The organism is Streptomyces sp. SID13666, from assembly GCF_010548325.1.
GTDB lineage: Bacteria > Actinomycetota > Actinomycetes > Streptomycetales > Streptomycetaceae > Actinacidiphila > Actinacidiphila fildesensis.
Map to the genome: position 1 here is coordinate 282,298 of NZ_JAAGLX010000001.1, position 18,404 is coordinate 300,701.

Below are 18,404 nucleotides of genomic sequence, written 5' to 3' on the forward strand. Positions count from 1 at the left end.
GCTTGTTCAAGAACGTGAACTAGGTCTAGTCCAACGTGGCGCCAGATCTGAATAGCACGGCCTCGTTGCGCCGTCAACGACAGTCTCCGCGCGTAGAGTTCATCGCTGCAGTTCAGGGCTTCATCATTGGAGAAGAGAAGCGTGCCGGGAGCTGTGCTTCCCCTGGTTTCGGCCGGACTGCTTCGCGGCCGTATGAACTCGCCGCGTATCGAACGGAGTTCATATCCATGGACGGAGAACTGCTCGGCGGACGCCGTTATGGCCCACCCGGTGCTGTCAGAGCGGCTCTCCGAGTGGCCCGTACTCCTTCTCCAGGGACGCGTCCCAGTGGGCGGCGAAGTCCGGCTGTGTGCCGTCCGCGTCGGTGAATCCGTACTCCTCGTACAGGCCCCAGGTGGCCAGTGCCCGACCGCTCTTGGTCATGATGCCGGGGTCGGCGGCCAGTGCGGCGATCGCCCGTCCCAGATAGGCCGGGGTCTCGGAGTGTGCGAAGTTCGGGTCCTTGGCCACCCCGTCGCGCCAGTTGTCCTCGGTGACGCCGAAGGTCTCCAGCATGGCCTCCGAGCGCAGGAAGCCGGGCGTGATCGCGACCGCGGCGACGCCGTGCGGTTTCAGTTCGGCCGCCTGCGCGACGGCGAGGCGGATCACGGAGGACTTCGCCAGATCGTAGAAGAACGATCCGCGATAGCGGGCGGTGTTGCCGTCGGTGACTTCCACCACCAGGCCGCTCTTGCGGGCGACCATCAGCGGCAGGGCGAAACGGCTGGTGATCACGTGCGTCTCGACCGCCTGCCGCAGCAGCCGGATCCCGGTGTCCAGGTCCTGCTCCCACAGCGGGTGTTCCCAGTCGGTGAGCGGATCGCCGCCCCACACGGAGTTGACCAGGATGTCCAACTGCCCGCTCTGTTCGGCCGCGATCCGGTCGACCAGGGCGCGGACCTCCGCCGGCCGGCTGTGGTCGGTGCGCACCGGGATGCCGAGGCCTCCGGTGGCGGTGACCGCCTGCGCGGTGGCCTCGATGGTCTCCGGCCGGTCCAGGTCGGAGGGTCCGGCCGCGCTGCTGCGGCCGGTGACGTACACCGTCGCGCCCGCGGCGCCGAGGGCGACGGCGACACCCCGCCCACCGCCCCGGGTACCTCCGGCGACCAGGGCCACTTTGCCGGTCAGTGGCCGGATCTCATCGTTGTTCACTGCTTCTCCAGGATTGACCGGTCGGGCGGCTGGAGGTGGGGCGAGAGCGCGGTGTCGATCCCTTGCCGGAGCCGCTGGGCGAGGGTGCCCTGGCGGTCGAGCGCCCACATCAGGCCCGTGCCGGCGGTGGCTGCCTGTACGGACCGGGCCAGGGCGACGGTGTCCGTTCCCGCGCGCAGCGCGCCGGTGGACACCGCTTCCGCCAGCAGACTCTCCACCGCCTGCCCCTGGGCCTGGTGAACGGCCAGGGCGTGCTGGTGGAACTGCGGATCGGTCAGGTCGATGCACAGAAAGGCCAGGTGGTTGGCGTACATCTCGGGCGAGGCCATGGGGGCCATCGACTCCACCGTCAGCGTCACGAGGGCCTCGAGGGCCGGCTCGTGCTCGGATCGCGTGCGTCCGAAGAGTGCTCCGGCGTCCTTCGCGGACTGCTCGGCGAGCGCCAGCAGCAGACCGCGCTTGGAACCGAACCGCTGCACGAGCGTGGCGGGGACCATCCCCACCTCCCGGGCCACGACCGCCAGAGTGAGCCCCGCGGGACCCACCCGTCCGACCACCTCGGCCGTCGTACGAAGGATCACCGCGTCATCCACTCCGCGAGGGCGTCCTGTCACCATGACCCCCTCCAGTTAGTAAATGCACGTTCATTTATTAAAGCGCCTGGTCGTCCGCGCCGCAAGCGTGGCGTGGGACCGTCGCCGGAGAGGCGGGTGGGCGCGAAGAGAGAACCGGAGGTCCAGCCGTCGTTCCCCCCACGGGACGACGGCCGGACCCCCGCTGTCGCTGCTGGCCATGTGCAACGAGAACTGAACGTACGCGAGCGCTCTACGCACGGCTACCGTGCCGGGGGAATGTGGCCGAGAATCAACCGAAAAGAGTCGAACACCTGCGCAGCGCGCGCAGCCGTCGGACCTACGCCACCGGACGGCCGATCGATGTCAGGCGTAGGGGTCGAACGGGATGCCGGCAGGCTTGGAGTTGTTGAGGGCGTCGTTGAAGGTGCTGTCCGAAATCTTGATCGTGGCAGCGCCGAAGTTCGCGTTCATGAGCTTGTCGCGCAGACCCGTCGGGTAGCCGTTCCAGCCGACGAGGCGCGGATAGAACCAGCCACCGGTGACGTTCTCCGGCGGCTCGTCGTTGTTGTTCGCGAGGCGGTAGAAGTGGGTCGAGGCGCCGTCCTTGTTGTAGACGACCTTCGGGTGGGTGCCGTCGAAGCGCACCGACGAGCGCGGATACCACTTCCAGCCGCTGTGCTGCGACGTCGAGACGTACTGGACCTGGTTGTCGTTGATCCACACCACGACGTGTTCCCAGTCGTGCCGGTGTCCGATGGCCGCGGGTCCGAGGGTGGCCTGGTCCTTCTCGAAGTAGCCGGCGTACACGACCGCGCACCAGCCGTTGTTGCACTTCTCGCGCGAGTACGTGTTGGAGTTCGCCAGCTGGGGGTAGTCGTGGCAGTGGCCGTTCACATCCCCGCCCGGTTTCAGGCCGGGGTTGAGGGTGCCGTCGGTGCCGATGGCGGCGGTCGCGTAGCAGCCGTCCCCGTCGTAGTCGAAGGCCGGGGAGAAGGACTGCTCGAGACCGTCGGCGTTCTGCGGCAGCGACTGGAGGATGGAGGCGCTCGCGTCGGTGGGGACCATCATCACCAGAGCCGCCGCGCTGAGGACACTTGCGAGCGCGGACCGGCGGAACCTTCCCGGACGCGTCGGACGGCGGATCGCCGCTTTCCCGGGGATTGTCGTCGACGACAGCATGCTGCGCACATCAACTCCATAGCAATACATATGGGGTGAGAAATCCTCGCCCGGATTCCTGGCTGGGAATTGGGCAACTCTACGACGGTGACGTCGGCCGCAGAAGTCTCCGGACGAAAGGTCCGGTGTCCCGGACATGAATTGCGAACCTACTGAACGATGCGGAATCTGCAGCGCAACGGGGGTCCGGCCGGCCTGGCGGGGGCTGTGTCAGTGGTCCGTGTGAGACTGCGTCACATGTCTCTCGCCGATCTCACTCTTGACCAGTGGCGGTCGCTCGACCTGCCGGCCGCCCGACGTTTCGCGCAGCTGGCCGCCGACCGGGTCGGCGGCCGCGTGTCCCTGGTCGGCGCCGTCGAGCACCTTGGCGCGCCGTGGCACCGCGCCCGCATCGAGAAGGACGGGCGGGAGTTCGCCCTGATACCCGGCGGCGAAGTGACGCTCGGATTCGACGTCGACGCCTGGCAGCCGACTGCGGGGCAACTCGCCGACTACGCGGAGAGCTTGGAAGAGGGCTTCGGCTACGGATCGGACCTGAAGGCGCATCTCGCCGAGCTGGTCGGTCCGCGGCGGACCGTCTCGTTGGCCACGGTGCTCATGAGCGTCGAGGACGTGGATCTCACCGAGCTGCCTGCCGACATGCCGGCCCTGCTCGCGGAGAGCGGTGCGCGGATGCCGAGCGCCGACGAGTGGGAGTACGCCTGCGGAGCCGGGGCGGCCACGCTGTTCCGGTGGGGCGACGAGTGCTCCCTCGACCGGACGCCGTACGAGGACGGCACCGGACCCCAGCATGAGCTGAGCGCCTTCGGGCTGCGCATCGCCTACGACGTCTACCGCACGGAACTGAGCAGTGATGTGACCGCCGTTCACGGTGGTGACGGCGGGGAGGCGGTCTGCGGGGGCTATGGCAACCTGTTGGCGTGGCTGCCGCTGGCCGCCGCCAACCGCAATCCCTTTCTGGCCGAGTTCGTGTACGGCCCGGACGGTGAGGGAGTCTGTGCGGAATTCTCCACGCGCCATGTCCTCACGCTTGCCTAGCCTTTCCGTTCGCTGCGTTGCCGTGCGGTCGGTACCGTCGATGCGGCCGATTCGTTCGATGCGGTCGATGCGGTTGCCGGGAGGAAATCGACTGTTCTGCCGGCGGTCTGCGGAAAGATCTTTCGGTGTATGCCGGTTCACGGCACAATCGCTCCGTGACGATCACTGAAACCCCCGGTCCCCATCGCGCAGGACCGGTCGCCCTGGTCCGCGGATTCCTGGCCGCCGGGGTGGCCGGTGCCGCCGTGGCGTGCGTCGTCGTCGGGATCGTGATCGGGAACGTGGCCCTGTGGTGTGTCGGCGGCGGGCTCCTCGTTCTGACGGTCGTGGCCATGACCGTCGCGGGGCGGTTGAAGCGTGCGCGGACGCCACCTCAGGAGAAGCGCCGGGCGCTGGCCATGATCGAGAGCCGGCGCGCCACCAGCGGTGAGTCGGCGGACGTTCCGATCAGGTTCGTCCTGACGGTGGCGCCGGACGACCGGGCCGCCTACCGGGTCGAGTTCTCCCAGCCGATCAACCTGGTCGACGTTCCCGACTACCGGCCGCGCGGCATCGTGGTGGTCGAATACCCCGCCGACGAACCATGGGCTGTCAGGATCATCACCGAACCGGACCAGGAGTGGGCGGCCAGGGCGGCGGAGGCGTTGCTCGACTCCGCGCCCGAGTCCAGTCTGGTGCAGGATCCGACCAAGTGGGGTTCGTGCTGCCTGATCGGCGTCGCGGGGATTCTCATCGGTGCGGCGATCGTCGTTCTGCTGTTCCGCGCGGAACTGTTCCGCGATGAGGGCGGGGACGGGGTGAAGTCCGCTGGAACGGGCAGCTCTTCGTCCTCCACGACCACCTCCTCGTCGAGCACGACGACCGCACAGACCTCGGAGTCGATGCTGCAGGACGGACGGATGCGCCGTACCGCCGACGCGATGATCGCGGCCCACTCGCCGATGGCCGTCGAATTCACCATCGAGGACCACCGGATGTCGGCCCGCGGCGTCGGCCCGGCTGAGGCGACCGCTGCTCACCCACCCATCGACCTGCGGACCCTGCCGTACGAACGGCTCCCCGGCCTGGTCCACGAGGCGCGCACCACGCTCGGGATCAGCGACGCCGGCACCTGGCACATCGATGTCGACCACGACCCGAAGACCAAGGCCTTGCTCATCCGTGTGACGGTAACGGACGCTCACCGGTCGGCCTTCCTGCTCGCGGACGCGCTGGGCCGGGTCACCCAGCGCGGCGGTCGCTGACCAGGGGCTCTGACGCGGGGCCTCCGATGCGGGGCCTCCGATGCGGAGCCTCCGACGTCCGGTCGGGCGGCTCTCAGCGGGTGGCGGCTCCGCCCGCGATCGCGTGCAGCTGATCCCGCAGGGTGAGCGCCGCGGGCAGCGGGGCAGCGGGTAGCGCGGTGTGGATGGTCCGGCGGGGGAGAGGGCCGTCGAGCGGGCGCAGGACGAGTTCGGCCGGGACTGCCCACGCGGCCAGCGCAGGGACCAGCGCGACGCCCAGGCCGGCGGCGGCGTAGCCGAACTTCCCGGTCCACTCGGCGATTCTGATGAGCTTCCGGGGAGTGAAACCCGCCCGGGCACAGGCGTCGTCGAGGAGGGTGGGTCGGCCGGCGGGTGGGTCCTGGAGCCACGCCTCGTCGCGCAGGTCGCGCAGGTCGATCGTCGCGGTCGCGGCCAGCCGGTGCTCGCGGGGGAGAACGACGAGCAGCTCGTCCTGCAGCAGTTGGGTCGTCGTGACGCCCTCGGCCGTCGGGAGGCCGGACGGGTAGTCGCTGACCACGGCAAGGTCGAGAGCTCCGTCCGCGAGGCGCTGCACCAACGCGTTGCTGCGGCCTTCCACGGCGATGACTTCGATGTCGGGCCGTGCCTGCTGGAACGCCCGCAGGGCGGCGGGCACCAGGGAGATGTTCGCGGTCGCGAACGCGCCGACACGCAGCGTCCCGCCGTGCCCCGCGTGGATGGCGGCGACCTCCCGTTCCGCCCGCGCCAGGCGATCGAGCACGTCCACTGCGTGGCGATGCAGCGCGTGGCCTGCGGGGTTCAGCCGTACACCACGGGGGAGCCGCTCGAACAGCGGCCCGCCCGCCCGCTGTTCGAGCGTGGCGATCCGGCGGGACACCGCGGATTGTGTGTAGCTGAGCCGGACCGCGGCCTGGGTGAACGACCCCGTGTCGGCGACGGTGACGAGCAGACGCAGTGCGTCGATCTCAAACACATTCCCCCCATGCATGGCTGCGATGCATTCTAGTCGCTGGTGGAATGCCTTGCCTCGTCCTAACGTCACATCCGTGGCCGTGGTCGCGTCCGTCGGACCGGAACGCAGCGATACCGCCACTCCTGAGATCACATCCGAGGAGGCAGCGTGCTGTTGTTACTGCGGGTCGAGATGGAGCCGGGCCGGTGACCGCGGGAGCGGTGACCGAGCTGACGGCGATGCTGGCCGACCTGGAGGAACTCGTCGTCTGTGAGTCCTTCTCCGCCGACCACGCGGCTCTGGCCCGCAGCGCCGAAGTGGTCGGCGCGCTGGGCGCACGGCTGCTGGGCGTCGAGCCGGAGCGGATCGTGATCGAGGGCGTGACGCACCTGCGATGGGTGTTCGGCACGCCGCGGGTGCTGCTGGTGGGACATCACGACACGGTGTGGCCGACGGGGTCGCTGCGAAGCCACCCCTGGTCGGTGGTGGACGGGGTGGCCAGGGGCCCGGGGGTCCTGGACATGAAGGCAGGGCTGGTGCAGATGTTCCACGCATTGGCGTCGCTGCCGTCCCTGGAGGGTGTGTGCGTGCTGGTCAACGGCGACGAGGAAGTGGGATCGCCGACCTCGCGGGAGCTGATCGAGCAGTCCGCGCGTGGGTGCGCGGCCGCGTTCGTCCTGGAGGCTTCCGCGAATGAACAGGGTGCGCTGAAGACGGCCCGCAAGGGCACGTCACGCTACGAGGTGGTGGTGCACGGCAAGGCCGCGCACGCCGGTCTGGAGCCGCACAAGGGAGTCAACGCCGCGGTCGAGGCGGCCCACCAGGTCCTGGCCATCGCTGACTTGGCGGCCTCCGTCAACGGGTCCGGCGTGAGTCATGCCGGCTCCGCCCTGGGAGCCGCGACCATCACGCCCACGCTCCTCTCGGCCGGCAGCACCCTGAACACGGTGCCCGCACTCGCGAAGATATCGGTGGACGTCCGGGTGCCGAGTCCGGAGGCGCAGGACCGGACGGACGCTCTGATGCGGGGGCTGACCGCCAGAACGGACGGGGCGCGGCTGGAGGTGCTGGGCGGCAGGAGACGACCACCCATGGAACCGGAGTCGTCAGCCGAGCTGTTCGCCCTCGCCGCGAGAATCACCACGGAACTGGGTCAGGAGCCACTGCGGGGGATCGCCGTCGGCGGTGCGTCGGACGGCAACTACACCGCGGGCGTGGGCTGCCCCACGCTGGACGGCCTCGGCGGTGTCGGCAGCGGCGCCCACGCGGACTCCGAACACGTGGTGGTCGACCGGATCATTCCCCGCACCCGGCTGCTGGCCCAACTGATCGCGCGGACACAGCGATGATCCCTGAGCGATCGAAGAAGACGTCCATGACAGCAGCGAACACTCTGCCGCCCGAGGCCCGCGAACTGGCAGCGCAGCATCATCTCGGCGCGCTGCAGGGCTCGTTCACCCCCAAGCCGATCGGCAAGGGGCTCGTTGCGCTCCACCTCTTCGCGACCGTCAACCTCCTGGCGATGTTCGTGATCCCGGGCCTGCTGTACTACTGGTGGTTGCGCCGGCTGCCGAACTTCAGCCGCAGACAGGCGGCGAAGCGTCTGCACTTGTTCGAGCACGGACTCATCGTCCACCCGCAGTTCGGCGACGGCATCGTCGCCCTCCGCTGGGAGTCCCTCCGGCTCTACCAGAACATCACCCAGACGTTCATCAACGGTGTTCCCGGCCCCACCACCTACACGTACTCCGCGGTCGGCCCGGGCAGGACGAGCGCGACGATCACCGAGTTCTACGACGGCCCCCAGACCTGGGGGCCGTGGATGCAGAACGCCGTGGTCCGCGCCCAGGGCCAGGCAGCTCTCGAAGCGGTCCTCGAGGGCGGGACCGTGAACTTCGGTTCGTTCACGCTCTCCCGCACGGGTCTGGGCGCCCGTGCCAAGGGCCAGCTGCCCTGGTCCCATGTCCAGGAATGCCGCGTCACCGCAGGCAGGGTTCATGTCATGAGGACGGGAGCAGCGACCCCCTGGTCCAGTGACCCGGTCGGCGACGTCGCGAACCTCCACCTCTTCCTCACCCTCGCCGCCAACCTCGCCCCGGAGTGACCGACCCGCGGCAGCCACCTCCGCCGCATCGTCGTCCCGTACCGTCAGCCGGTGGCCGGTCCGGTCCAGTCGGCGGCCACGTGGCCGAGGCGGACGCGCTGCGGGTGGTAGCCGACGGGGACGGAGAGGATCTTCTGTCCGGTGGCGAAGTCGATCGCGGTGATCTGGTTCGCTCCGCTCTCGGAGATGATGCAGGACTTGCCGTCCCCGCTCAGCGTGGCCCAGTACGGTTTCGACGCCGGAATGAGCGGGCCCTCCTGCAGTGTCGTCCGGTCGACGACCGTCGCGTAGTCGTCCACGGTGCCGGCGACGCAGAGCTTGGCACCGTCCGGACTCATCGACAGGCCGTGGTCGCGGGAGTCGTTGGGCCAGGTGGTCCGGTCCGGATCGGTGGCCGGGTTCTCCGGCAGGGTCTTGACCCGGGTGATCGTGTCCGTGGCGACCGAGTACTCGACGAAGCCGTTGAAGAAGGACACCTGGAAGTACAGCTTCGACCAGTCCGGGGAGAACGCCACCGGGCGGACGGCATTGGAGAGGTCCGAGCGGCCGAACGCGTTGAGGCGGGCCCGCATGTCGATGGTCCGGATCGGCCGGTAGGTGGCGCCGTCGACGACGGTGATGTGCCGGTCGCCCTTGGTCCAGTCCCACAGTGGGGCGTCGAGGTTCGTCTGGACCTCACCGATCGACATGTTCCACAGATACTTTCCGTCCTCGGTGAAGACGTTCTCGTGCGGCTTGTCGCCGGTCGGGAACGAGCCGAGCTGCCGGCCGGTCTGGATGTCGATCACAAAGGCTGCGTTCGCCAGGGAGGCGGAGACGACGAGGCGGCGGCCGTCGGGGGAAAGCGCCATGTGGTCGGATCGGTAACCAGCGACCCCGTAGCGCCAGTTGACCTTCCCCGTGGCGAGGTCGAGCGAGACCACGTCCCCGAAGCTGGGTCGGGAGACGACCACGGACTTTCCGTCCGGCGTTGTGTACATGTCGTCGACGTACTGGTCGTGGCCCTCGCCGGGGCCTTGCTGGATGGCGAGGTAGATGGCGAGCCTTACCGGGTTGAGGTAGATCTCGGTGAGCCGCTGGACCTTGTCGGGGATCACGTTGATGTGCCCGACCTTCGCGAACGTGCCGGTGGAGCGGACCACATCGGCGGTGCCGTCCCAGTTGTTGCCGACGAACAGCACCTCCTTGAGGGGGTCGGCGGCTCTGGGCTCGGCGCCGGCCGGAGCAGTGCACAGGGCGGCGAGGGCCAGGGTTGCGGCGAGCAGCACGAGGGAAGTCCTCGGGCGTTTGACTGTGGTCATGGAAACTCCGGGGGACGGATGCATCGAACGGGGGCTGGATGACCGGGAGTTCACAGCGGCCCGGGCGGAGACGGCGCGGCGCCGTGCCGGACGGCGGGGTCTCCAGCACGGCACACCGGTGTTACTTTTCGGTAGTCCAAAGGAAACCAAGGCGGCTCCCACCACCGATAGGCAGCGGTCCCCAATGACCTGGCCTTCGGTTGTGAATCGGCACCAAGCGTCCCTGGATACCGGGCGGAGGCGGTAAGACGTGGTGGCTGAACCGGGTCGTAGCGCTCTCACCGCGGTGTTCCGGGCCATGGCAAACGACCCGGCCGTCGTCGACGAGGTCGTCGCGGCGGCGCGTGCCGAATCCGCTGAGGTGGCCAGGCTTCCGCCCGCGGAGAACCGGCGGCACGTCGAGGTGATGCTGGCTGCCGGGCTGGCCGCATTCGTACGACCCGGGCAACCCGGCGATCCGGAACGCGGACCGGAACGCGGACCGGAACGCGGACCGGAGCTCGGACCCGACTCCGGCCCCGAGATCCACCCCCAGGTCCGGCCGGATGTCGATCCGGACTTCGAGGCGGCCGCCCTGCTGGGTGCCGACCGGGCCGCGCAGGGCGTGCCGATCACCGCCCTGCTGCGCGGCGTCCAGGCGGGCCGCAGCCGCGCGGTGCAGATCGCCATGGAACGGGCCCGGGGGGCAGGCGTGCCCGCGGAGCTCATGCTGGAGGTTCTGCTGGAGTCGGACCGCTACACCGGCGCGCTGGAGATTCACGTCATCACCGGCTACCACGATGCCGAGTTGGAGCTGGCCCGTACGGCGCGCGACGCCCGCACCCAGGTGTTGCGCCGGCTGCTGCTCGACGACGCCCGCACGCTGACCGCCGACGAGCTGGCCGAGACCGGGCTGCAACCGCACGGGCAGTACCACTGTGTCGTGTCGGATGTGACCGACCCGCTGCGCGCCCGCGCTATGGAGCGGCAGCTCGCGACCAACCCCGGCCTGTTCGGCCTGGTCGACGGCAAGCTGACCGGAATCGCCGGCCGGCTCCCCGCGTCCGGACCGCCCGACGCCCAGGCGCTGGTGGTGGTCGCACCGCAGGCCCCGCTGGACCGGATCCGCCCCCTGTACGCACTGTGCCTGAACGCTCTTGGAGCCGCGGAAGAGCTCGGCCTGCGCGGCCTGCACCACGTCACCGACCTCGCCGGGCAGAGCGCGCTGTCCACCCAGCCGGCCATGGCGGACCTACTGAGCCGGACCCTCCTCGGAGCCCTCGACCCGGCGGATTCCTTCCACCGGCAACTCGCGGCGACCGTGCTCGCCTACCTCGATCACGGGCAGCGCTTCGACCGCACCGCGACGGCCCTGCACGTCCACCCGAACACCATCCGCTACCGGCTCACCCGCTTCGAGGAAACCGTCGGGACGTCGCTGGAGGCCGTCACCGTGGAGAGCCGGGCGGCCGTCATGGACACCCTGCACTGGTGGTGGGCGCTGCGGACCTGGCTCGGACCGCCCTGACCCGGCTCCCGTGGGTCTCCGACCGGTGACGGCGCGTCACCGGACGGAGCCGGGTGTGCGGGTGTTCCATCGGTCGGTACGGGTAGGCGAAGCCGACAGTAGCGATCGGGAGGGCAGTCCGCTGATGACACAGCAGTCCGAGAAAGCGGCCGGGTCCCGGTCGGAAGAGGACAGCAGGACCAAGGTCACGATCATCATGGCGCTCGGTGCCAATCTGGTCATCGCCGTCGCCAAGGCCGTCGGAGGGCTCTTCGCGGGATCTCCCGCCCTGCTGTCCGAGGCCGCCCACTCGGTGGCGGACAGCATGAACGAGGTCTTCCTGCTGGCCTCGCTCAAGCGCAGCAAGCGTGCCCCGGACAACGAGCACCCGTTCGGCTACGGCAAGGACCGGTTCTTCTGGTCGCTGCTCGCCGCGGTCGGAATCTTCACGATGGGTGGCTGCTTCTCGGTCTTCCAGGGTGTCGAAGCGCTGCATTCGAGCGGTGAGGAGAGCCGTTCCGGCTATCTGGTGGGACTCGGCGTCCTGGTCGTCGCGCTGCTCGCCGAGGGGGCGTCGCTGGCGAAGGCGCTGCTGCAGGTGCGCGGGCAGGCCCGCGAGGCGGGCCGGGGCCTGCTGCAGCAGATCCGGGTGGCCGACGATCCGGCGCTGCGGACAGTCATGGCCGAGGACGGCACCGCCGTGATCGGTGTGTTGCTGGCCATCGCCGGAATGGCGCTGCACATGGCCACCGGGCAGGTGCAGTGGGAGGCCGGCGCGTCCCTGGCCATCGGCGTTCTGCTCATCTACGTCGCCTACCGGCTCGGCAAGGACGCCCGAGGGCAGCTGATCGGTGAGGCCGTCGATCCCGGGCTGCAACTGCGGATACGGTCCTTCCTGGCAGAACAGCCCGAGATCGACGCCGTCACCTCGCTGCTGACCATGCGGCTGGGCATGGACTCCACACTGGTCGCCGCGCGGGTGGACCTGGTGGGCGGGCTGGACAGCGAGGAGGTCGAGGAGATCTCCGGGCGGATCAAGAGCGAGATGCGGGAGAAGTGGCCGACGGCCGACCACGTCTTCCTCGACATCACCCACGCCTCGGACGAGGACCGCTCCCGGGCCGGCCGGGACCGGGAGATCCTCGACGGGGCGGCCACGGAACACCCCGCAGGTCACTGAGGGGCCCGGGGGACTCCAGTCCGGCGCCCTAGTACCAGCCGGTGCAGATGACCGTGCCGTTGTAGCCGCAGGCCCTCATGACGTAACCGGCGTCGTTGAAGGCGGGTGTGAACGTGCCTGTGCCGGACCGCAGGTACGTCATCCCCATCGGGCCCGTCCATGTCGCTCCGCCGTTGGACGACCGGTCTACCCACACCTGGTTGCCCAGCTTCGACCGGCTGATCCGACCCCACGCGCAGCGGGTGGACGCGTTGTAGCGCAGCTCGATGATCATGTTTCCGTTGTGTGCGGTCTTCTTGCTCACCGCGCTGCTCGTGTCGCACACCACCGGTGCGCTCGATGCCGCGTCGGCGGCGGGGGCCAGGGTGAGCAACCCGCCCCCGATGAGGGCGATGGCACCGATTCCGGCGGCGATCCGGCGCTTGAACACTGACATCCGCGGTCCTCTCGACAGGTTGTCGGATCAGGCCGGCACAGCCCGAATCCCACAGTGATGACCCCCGCAACAGGGGACGAACAGGATAAGCCTCTCCTATCGGGAGCTTGTTGTGCGGTGATTGCGCCGCGTGTCACCCGCTCGAGCCACAGCGGACTCCGCCCCGCCCGGGACCTCGCTACGAGGGCCGCTCCGCTCTCGGCGAACCTCTCAGCTGTCGGCGAAGTGGGGGCGCGCGGGGTCGCCGTCGGTGTTTGAGTGGGCGGATGGAGATCCTGGTATTGGGTGGAACGGCATGGCTGGGGCGCGAGGTCTCGCGACAGGCGCTGGAGCGTGGGCACCGGGTGACGTGCCTGGCCCGCGGGGAGAGCGGCCAAGTCGCCGAGGGCGCGACCCTGGTGGCCGCGGACCGGCGCGACGCGTCGGCCTACGAGATTCTGGCGGGCCAGGACTGGGACGCCGTGGTCGAGGTGTCCTGGCAGCCGGGCTTCGTCCGTGGGGCGCTGACGGCACTCGGCGAGCGGGCGGGGCACTGGTCGTATGTGTCGTCGGTCAGCGCGTACGCGTCGCATGCGCAGCCGGACGCGGACGAGTCGGCCGAGTTGCTCCCGGCTGCCGAGGGGGACGAGGTCGGGCGTGAGGAGTACGGGGAAGCCAAGGTGGCGTGCGAGCAGGCCTCGACGGCCGCGGTGGGGGACCGGCTCCTCATCGCCCGGGCAGGACTGATCGGCGGCCCCGGCGACCACAGCGGCCGCACCGGGTACTGGGTCGGGCGGGCGGCCCGCGAACCGTTGGCTCCGATGCTCGTACCCGATTCCCCCGGGATCCCGACGCAGGCGGTCGACGCCCGGGACCTCGCGGCATGGCTGCTCGACTGCGCGGAGAAGAGGACGACCGGGACGTACAACGCGGTCGGACCGATCGTGCCCTTCGGGGAGTGGGTCGCGCTGTCACGGGAGATCGGCGGGCACACCGGCCGGGTGGTGAAAGCCGATCCCGGCTGGCTGCTCGCGCAGGAGGTCGGCGAGTTCATGGGTCCGGAGTCACTCGCGATGTGGATGACCGACCAGGACTGGCTCGGCTTCAGCTCTCGCAACGGCGACGCGGCGAGCGCGGCCGGCCTGCGACACCGGCCCCGGGCCGAGCTGCTGGCGGACACCTTGCGCTGGGAGCGCCAGGAGGGTCTGGACCGGCCGCGCCGGGCTGGGTTGAGCAGCGAGCGGGAGCGGGAACTGCTCGACGCTCTGGGGTGAGTGGGGCCCGGTTACCCTGGTGGGACGGGAGCGGCCGACGCTCCCGAACCACGGGGGTGGGCAGCTGTGCTGCGTGTGACATTGGCCGGACTCAGGGCGTACAAAGTACGGCTGTTGCTGTCATCGGTGTCGATAGTGCTCGGGGTCGCGTTCATCGCGGGCACGTTCATGATGACCGACTCGATCCATCAGGTTTTCGACCACAGCTACGCCCGTGCCGCGGAGAACGTGGACGCGGCCGTGCAACCGTCGGACGCCGCGAAGCAGCGGCTCGCGGCACAGCCCGGTGTCACGGTCCTCACCCCGGAAGTGCTGAACGCCGTGCGCCGTGTCGACGGGGTGGCCGCGGTGGCCGGGCGGCTCAAGGCGCCGGCGCCGATGCGGGACGTCGACGGGCAGGTGATGACGACCGACGGGATCGCCGGCAGCGCGCTGGCGATCCCGGACGACGTCGCACTCAGCGGCGGCACGGTCGTCGAGGGAACACCGCCCCACCGGCCCGATGAGGCGGTGGTCGACAAGGACACCGTCGCGGAACGCCATCTGACGATTGGTCAGGATGTTCAGGTCGTCGCGCACGATCAGCAGGTGCGGCGGTTCCGGCTGGTCGGGGTCATGGAGTTCGGGGTGGACAACCGGGCCAACGGCTTCACGGTCGTGGGCCTGCAGCCCGGCGTGGCATTGTCCGTGACCGGGCATACCGGCTACGACCAGATCGATGTACGTGCCGCCGCCGGGGTCTCGCAGTCCCAACTGGCGGAGCGCATCCGTGCGGTGCTCGGTCCGTCCGCCGACCTCTCGGTCCTGACCGGGCAGCAGTTCACCCGGGCCACGCTGCTGCACCGCGCGAAGATCGCCGGAAACCTCCCGCAGATCCTCCTGGTCTTCAGCGTCACGGCCCTGCTCGTCGCGGCGTTCGTCATCTACAACACGTTCACGATCCTGGTCACCCAGCGGATGCGGCAACTGGCGTTGCTGCGCTGTGTGGGCGCGACCCGGAATCAGGTGTTCGTCAGCACCCTGCTGGAGGCGGCGGTGGTCGGGTTGCTCGCCTCGGTGGCGGGACTCTTCGCGGGGATCGGCATAGCGGCGGGGCTGCGGTCCGTGGTCAGTGCTCTGTCCACCGCCACGGTGCCCGCGGGCGGTGTCGTGGTGCACAGCACCACGGTTGTCGCCGCCCTGACAGCCGGGATCGTCGTGACGGTGGTCGCCGCGGCGGTACCGGCGCGCGCCGCGACGACGGTGGCGCCGATATCCGCCGTACGCCAACAGCCGGACACGACTGCTTCCCACGGCCGGGTCGGCGCGTTGCGGCTCTGGACGGCGACCGTGCTGGGCTTCACAGGGATGGCCGTCATCGCGATCGGCACCCGCTCGACGGATCTCTACGCCGGCATCAAGGTGATCGGTACGGGGTGCGCGTTGGTGTTCCTCGCGGTCCTGGCGATCGGGCCGGTCGTCGTGGGACCACTGACCCGGATCCTGGGCTGGCTGCCGGCCAAATTGCTCGGCACCCCGGCGAAACTGGCGGCCGCCAATGCGCGGCGCAACCCGCGGCGGACCGCGACGACGATGGCGGCGCTCTCCGTCGGCGTCATGCTGATGAGTCTGTTCACCGTGATCCAGGATTCGGCCATGGTCACCCAGTCGCAGTGGATCGAGTCCCACAATCCCTACGACTACTCGGTCGACCCGCTCGCCGACTCCGACCAGAGTGTGCCGTTCGCCGTGGCGGCGGAGCTGCGCAAGAAACCTCAACTGGCCCATGTCGCCGCAGTCGACGGTACGAAGACCGATGTGAACGGGCGGCCGTCGGATGTGGGTGCCGTCGAATCGAGCGCCTACGGCTCGCTCTTCCGGCCGAACGTGCGCAACGGCTCCCTCGCCGACTTCACCGCCGGCACGGCCGCCGTCTCCAACGAGCTCGCCGCCACGCTGCACCTGAAGCTCGGTGACACGGTGAAGGTCGCGACCCCACGGGCCGGCACGGTCACGGCCCGGCTCACCCTGATCTACCAGGTCTACACCGGGCACGGAATCGACTGGTTCGACGTCCTCCTGCCCCGCGACGACTTCCTCCGCGGCTTCGCACCCGCCGGTGACCGCCAAGTGCGGATCCTGGCCAGGGAAGGCGTGAACATCGTCGAATCGCGCACGGCCGTCCAGGACGTCGTCTCCGCGCTCCACCTGCTCCACATCGGCAGTCTCGCGGAGAAGAAATCGGACCTGTCCGGCAGTGCGCAGTCGACCCTGACCCTGTTCACCGTGATGCTGGCCATGGCGATCGTGATAGCCGTCCTCGGCATCGCCAACACCCTTTCCCTGTCAGCCGTGGAACGCTCCCGGGAGTCCGCACTGCTGCGCGCCCTGGGGCTCTCGCGCGGCGGGATGATGAAGATGCTCTGGGTGGAGGCCGTGCTGACGGCCCTGCTGGGCACCCTCATCGGGCTGCTGCTCGGGGTGTCGTTCGCCGGGGCGTTCGAGCAACTCATCGGCCACAGCCAGGGCGGCGCCGTACTCAGCGTCCCGATCGCGAAGCTGGTCGCGTATGCGCTGATCGCCACGGGGGCGAGCCTGTGTGCGGCCCTCCTGCCGGGCAGCCGTGCCGCGCGTGCGTCGGTGGTGGCGGCGTTGGCGGACGCCTGATTTCCGTGCCGACGTCGCTTTTTTTGGGGAGCCGCGGCGGCCAGCGCCTCATGCAGAGGATGCGCGGGAATGCCGATGCCGATGGGTCCGGCCGTCGTCCGGCGGGCCCATCGGCATCTTCTGATCAGCGTGTGCTCTGTGGCGAGCCGAACCTTCCTCGGGGGGATGTCCGGCACACCGTCGAGCAGGCCGCGAATCAGTGGTCGCAGTCGTCCTTGCCGCCGTGACCCTTGCTGCCCTGCTGTCCGCTCTCGTGGTGGGTGCCCTGCGGGCGGCCGTGGGTGTCGCCGCCGCGGCCGTCGTCGCCGGTCATGTGGTGATCCGAGGAGTTCTCACAGGTGTTGCCGAACGCGGGGTTCAGCAGACCGATCACGTTGACCGTGTTGCCACAGAGGTTGACCGGGATGTGCACGGGCACCTGGATCAGATTGCCGGACAGGACACCGGGCGAACCGACGGCCGCCCCGTGCGCACCCGCGTCGGCGGAGGCCATGCCCGCACCGGCGAACAGGGCGGATCCCATGACGGCGATGACCGTAGTGGCCTTGGTGAAACGCGACATCAACAACTCCTTGTGGAGGAAGTGCCGCACGGGTTGCGGCACATACCCCACGATCAACACCACACATTCACCACGAAAACCGCCCCAACACGCCGACTTTGCACGGACGAGAACGGCATCTCACCGCAACGGAGCACGCGACCCCCGCCGTTGCCGGAAGACCAGCACGTTCCATGACGGACGCAGGCGAAGGCCCGCTGCATGATCATCGCGTTCGCGATCGATCAAGGGAGCGGCCGGGAGCAGCCGGGAGGGGTTGCCTGCCGACGGCAGTTTGCGGTTCAGGCCGGTCGGTAGACGGTTGCGGCGAGGTGGACGAAGGAGCGGATCAATGGGTTGGTGTCGCTGCTGTTCCAGGCGATGACGAGATCGCTGGACGCCATGTCGATCAAGGGCACGGAGGTCAGGCCCTCGGGGAGGGCGTGGGCGAGTGGCGCCAGTCCCACGGCGCCGTCCCACAGGACGGACTGCAGGCACTCGTGCACGGTGCGCACGACCGGGCCGTCCCGTCGGTGGGCGGTGGCCGGCGGGCCGTTCCAGAAGGCCCGCCACGCGGGATCGGTCCCTTCGGGCAGCTGGAACCATCGCCGGTCCGCGAGATCGTCCGGTCGCAGGCTCTCACGGTCGGCGAGCGGGTCGTCGGTTCGCAGGACCACGCCGACAGGGTCGGAGCGCAGCACGCGGACCGTGATGCCGGTGTCGTCGAAGGGTGCCCGGGTCAGGGCCACGTCCACCAGGCCGGCCCGCAGTCCGGCGGTCGGGTCGGTGAAGTCGGCCTCGCGGATGCGGACCCGGGCGCTGGGGTGGCGTTTCCGGTAGGCGGCGGCCAGCCGGGTGTCGACCTGTTCGGCGCTGTCGGCGAGGGTCCCGATGGTGAGGGTGGCGGTGCCGCCCGCGGCCGCTACCCGGTTACGGAGCTGTTCGACCTGGGACAGCAGGGTGCGTGTCTCGTCGTAGAGCACGGCCCCGGCGTCGGTGAGCGAGACACCGGTGGGGGTGCGGTGCAGCAGTGCGCAGCCGAGGTCGGACTCCAGTTGCTGGACGGCCCGGCTCAGGGGTGGCTGGGTCATGTGCAGTCGTGCGGCGGCCCGGCCGAAGTGGAGCTCTTCGGCGACCGCCACGAAGTAGCGCAGCGTCCGCAAGTCCATGAACAGCAACGATACCCGCTCAGTATCGGCGGGCAGGAATCGGTCTTGGACACCTGGCGCTTCCCGCGGCTGACTGGGACCACGGGGCCTGCCACGACAGGCACCGGAC

Annotated in this window: 16 protein-coding genes; 8 read left to right on the forward strand and 8 right to left on the reverse strand. The window is 69.5% G+C overall.

Translation table 11 applies throughout. From position 1 onward, the window contains the following. Positions 1–276: 276 nt before the first annotated feature. From G3I60_RS01385 to G3I60_RS01395, 3 genes are all read right to left on the reverse strand, one after another. Complete coding sequence (locus tag G3I60_RS01385; RefSeq protein ID WP_164292572.1) at positions 277–1,191, reverse strand: SDR family oxidoreductase; 915 nt, start codon at positions 1,189–1,191, stop codon at positions 277–279. Further along, positions 1,188–1,772, reverse strand: a complete 585-nt coding sequence (locus G3I60_RS01390) for a helix-turn-helix domain-containing protein (RefSeq protein ID WP_343240776.1) — start codon at positions 1,770–1,772, stop codon at positions 1,188–1,190. The genes G3I60_RS01385 and G3I60_RS01390 overlap by 4 nt, the downstream gene beginning before the upstream one ends. 357 nt (positions 1,773–2,129) lie before the next feature. After that, positions 2,130–2,834 (reverse strand): NPP1 family protein, encoded by a 705-nt coding sequence (locus tag G3I60_RS01395; protein WP_232485374.1) that lies wholly within the window; start codon positions 2,832–2,834, stop codon positions 2,130–2,132. A gap of 348 nt (positions 2,835–3,182) precedes the next feature. Between G3I60_RS01395 and G3I60_RS01400 the strand changes: the two genes are divergently transcribed. Continuing rightward, positions 3,183–3,983 (forward strand): hypothetical protein, encoded by an 801-nt coding sequence (locus tag G3I60_RS01400; protein ID WP_164292570.1) that lies wholly within the window; start codon positions 3,183–3,185, stop codon positions 3,981–3,983. Between the two features lie 155 nt (positions 3,984–4,138). Beyond that, entirely contained in the window at positions 4,139–5,227 is a 1,089-nt protein-coding gene (locus tag G3I60_RS01405; RefSeq protein WP_343240775.1) for a hypothetical protein, read from the forward strand. 73 nt (positions 5,228–5,300) lie between these two features. On the opposite strand, the gene G3I60_RS01410 is transcribed toward G3I60_RS01405, so the two are convergent. Further along, entirely contained in the window at positions 5,301–6,200 is a 900-nt protein-coding gene (locus G3I60_RS01410; protein ID WP_164292569.1) for a LysR family transcriptional regulator, read from the reverse strand. 218 nt (positions 6,201–6,418) lie between these two features. Here G3I60_RS01410 and G3I60_RS01415 point away from each other — a divergent pair, with 218 nt between their 5' ends. Next, positions 6,419–7,528, forward strand: coding sequence for a M20 family metallopeptidase (locus G3I60_RS01415; protein WP_164292873.1), 1,110 nt, complete (start codon positions 6,419–6,421; stop codon positions 7,526–7,528). A gap of 26 nt (positions 7,529–7,554) precedes the next feature. Continuing rightward, positions 7,555–8,283, forward strand: coding sequence for a DUF6585 family protein (locus G3I60_RS01420; protein ID WP_164292568.1), 729 nt, complete (start codon positions 7,555–7,557; stop codon positions 8,281–8,283). A 44-nt stretch (positions 8,284–8,327) separates the two neighbouring features. Here the strand turns inward: G3I60_RS01420 and G3I60_RS01425 are convergent, their stop codons facing one another. Then, positions 8,328–9,584: a YncE family protein gene (locus tag G3I60_RS01425; RefSeq protein WP_164292567.1), complete on the reverse strand. Its 1,257-nt coding sequence runs from the start codon at positions 9,582–9,584 to the stop codon at positions 8,328–8,330. Between the two features lie 298 nt (positions 9,585–9,882). Between G3I60_RS01425 and G3I60_RS01430 the strand changes: the two genes are divergently transcribed. Both G3I60_RS01430 and G3I60_RS01435 read left to right on the forward strand, forming a co-directional pair. Further along, the gene (locus G3I60_RS01430) at positions 9,883–11,091 is read left to right on the forward strand and encodes a helix-turn-helix domain-containing protein (protein ID WP_164292566.1); all 1,209 of its coding nucleotides are present in this window, start codon (positions 9,883–9,885) and stop codon (positions 11,089–11,091) included. A 124-nt stretch (positions 11,092–11,215) separates the two neighbouring features. Then, positions 11,216–12,250, forward strand: coding sequence for a cation diffusion facilitator family transporter (locus G3I60_RS01435; RefSeq protein WP_164292565.1), 1,035 nt, complete (start codon positions 11,216–11,218; stop codon positions 12,248–12,250). Between the two features lie 28 nt (positions 12,251–12,278). Here the strand turns inward: G3I60_RS01435 and G3I60_RS01440 are convergent, their stop codons facing one another. After that, the gene (locus tag G3I60_RS01440; RefSeq protein ID WP_138351550.1) at positions 12,279–12,686 is read right to left on the reverse strand and encodes a DUF2690 domain-containing protein; all 408 of its coding nucleotides are present in this window, start codon (positions 12,684–12,686) and stop codon (positions 12,279–12,281) included. A 266-nt stretch (positions 12,687–12,952) separates the two neighbouring features. Between G3I60_RS01440 and G3I60_RS01445 the strand changes: the two genes are divergently transcribed. Continuing rightward, on the forward strand, positions 12,953–13,939 hold the full coding sequence (locus G3I60_RS01445; RefSeq protein ID WP_164292564.1) for an NAD-dependent epimerase/dehydratase family protein: 987 nt from the start codon (positions 12,953–12,955) through the stop codon (positions 13,937–13,939). A gap of 114 nt (positions 13,940–14,053) precedes the next feature. Further along, entirely contained in the window at positions 14,054–16,585 is a 2,532-nt protein-coding gene (locus G3I60_RS01450) for an ABC transporter permease (protein WP_203671851.1), read from the forward strand. A gap of 196 nt (positions 16,586–16,781) precedes the next feature. On the opposite strand, the gene G3I60_RS01455 is transcribed toward G3I60_RS01450, so the two are convergent. Continuing rightward, positions 16,782–17,147 (reverse strand): chaplin, encoded by a 366-nt coding sequence (locus G3I60_RS01455; RefSeq protein WP_138351553.1) that lies wholly within the window; start codon positions 17,145–17,147, stop codon positions 16,782–16,784. Between the two features lie 281 nt (positions 17,148–17,428). Next, positions 17,429–18,295, reverse strand: a complete 867-nt coding sequence (locus G3I60_RS01460; protein WP_164292562.1) for a LysR substrate-binding domain-containing protein — start codon at positions 18,293–18,295, stop codon at positions 17,429–17,431. Positions 18,296–18,404: the final 109 nt, after the last annotated feature.